Origin of the sequence: Streptomyces chiangmaiensis, from assembly GCF_036281785.1 — a bacterium.
Taxonomy (GTDB): domain Bacteria; phylum Actinomycetota; class Actinomycetes; order Streptomycetales; family Streptomycetaceae; genus Streptomyces; species Streptomyces chiangmaiensis.
Genome location: NZ_JAYWVC010000526.1, coordinates 1 through 1,701, shown reverse-complemented (window position 1 = coordinate 1,701; position 1,701 = coordinate 1). Strand labels below are relative to the sequence as shown.

At 70.4% G+C, this 1,701-nt stretch carries 1 protein-coding gene; it reads right to left on the bottom strand.

Annotated features, from left to right (window positions below):
- Nucleotides 1–163 precede the first annotated feature (163 nt).
- Complete coding sequence (locus VXC91_RS45200; RefSeq protein WP_329513147.1) at nucleotides 164–1,609, bottom strand: hypothetical protein; 1,446 nt, start codon at nucleotides 1,607–1,609, stop codon at nucleotides 164–166.
- Between the last annotated feature and the right edge of the window lie 92 nt (nucleotides 1,610–1,701).

Below are 1,701 nucleotides of genomic sequence, written 5' to 3'. Positions count from 1 at the left end.
AGAGGACCGCACGATGGCCGGTATGGAGAGGCCAGCCACCTCTCCCCCGCGTAGCCGCACGGCTTCGCGGGGCCGGCCATCGCTATGTGCGCTGCCGCTACTTCCGTCTCATGTCTTTCGTGCTCGCCTGGCGAAGCCCGACCACCAGCCGACGAGCTCGCCATCAGCTCTTATCAGCGGAGTTGAGCGGGGGCAGCAGGCCGTCGCCGGGCCACAGGGGAGATCCTGCTGCTGCCCAGGCCAATTGCCTGCTGACCTCCACGAGGACCTCGACCCGGTCGGCGGGCCGGTACGCCCGATGCCTCCGCGACTTGGGGTCGACGGCGCGGATCTCGCTGCGCGGGCCGGCGCACACCAAGGCGCGGGCGATGTCCGGCAGGCACAGGTTGAGGGCGTCGCAGTCGCGGTCGCGGATGAGCTGCAGCAGGTCTTCGGTGACTGCCTCCCATTCGCCGATCTCCGGCCAGCGCGCGCCTCCGTCCAGCTCGTGGGTGAGCGTGGACAGCGGCACGATCTCGCCCGGTCGGCGGCCGCGGGTGAGGAGGTCATGGATGCGGGCGCCGTCGGGCTGCCGTGCACGGGGGTGCAGCAGGGAAGCGGCGGCCACGACAGTGGTGTTGATCTCCTGGGCGGAGGCTGGGTAGTAGGGCTCGTGCGCGAACAGGAAGTAGACGTCCGGGGCCGTGATTGCCGGGTTGGATTCGGGCCGTGTCATGGGGAAGGTTCCCTTCTGTACCGGTGTCGGTGTGTGTCGAGAGGTTGGATTGGTCGTCGGCCGGGCGGCAGGCGGGTACGGGCCAAGGGGTCGACCTTGGGTGGCGGCATGGTTGGCGTCGGCTGTGCCGTCTTCTGCGGTGGCGTTGAGGATCTGGGCGGCCTGATGGGCGAGTTGGAGCATCAGCCGTTCGCGGGCGATCAGGTCCGCTGAGGCCGCGCGGGTGTCACGGGTCTGGAGCAGGCCGACGGCGTCCCACAGCAGGTGCTGGCCGAGCGCGGCTGAGCGACGCAGTTCGCTGCGATCGCTGCTGGCCTCGGCCTGGAGGAGATCGGCATGCAGGGCGGCGAGGCGCTGGAGGTAGCGGCAGGCGCCGTCGCCTTCGACCACGCGGACGTGTTCGCGGGCCCGGACATCCAGCAGATCCAGGAGGTGCTCGACCAGTAGCGGGGGGAGAACCATCGCTGGCAGAGCGACGCCGACCGGGATTCCGTGACAGGTGGCGTACAGCCCGACGAGCAGGCTAATGAGGGCGACGGCAGCGACGGAGAGCCGCAGGGATGCGGGGATGCTGCCCAGGGCGATGCGCCGTGTGGGGCGCCGGGTCAGCCAGCGCAGGGCCAGGCGCTGCAGGCGGGTCGCGGCCGGGGTGAGCACCCCGATCTTGTGGGGGATCTCAGGCAGGCTCCCGTCTCCGGGGACAGTCCAGGCAAGCCAGCCCCACCTGGTGCGTTCGTGGACGAGCACGGGCTCACAGGAGGCCGCGCAGGTGCTGTCAGGGATGTGGCCGGTCCGCTCGGCGCGGGCGCGTTCCTTCTCCCACCGCCCCGGGTGGCTGATGAAGGGACGCTCATGGTGCGCGGTCGTCGGTGGCGTGCGGGGTGTGTCCGTCACGACGTACTTCCCTTCAGGTGATCGGTGAAGGTAGAGGCGCAGGTGATGCAGCGGCCGTCGTCATTGGGGTGCGCGCGCCGGGGGGTTGGGCT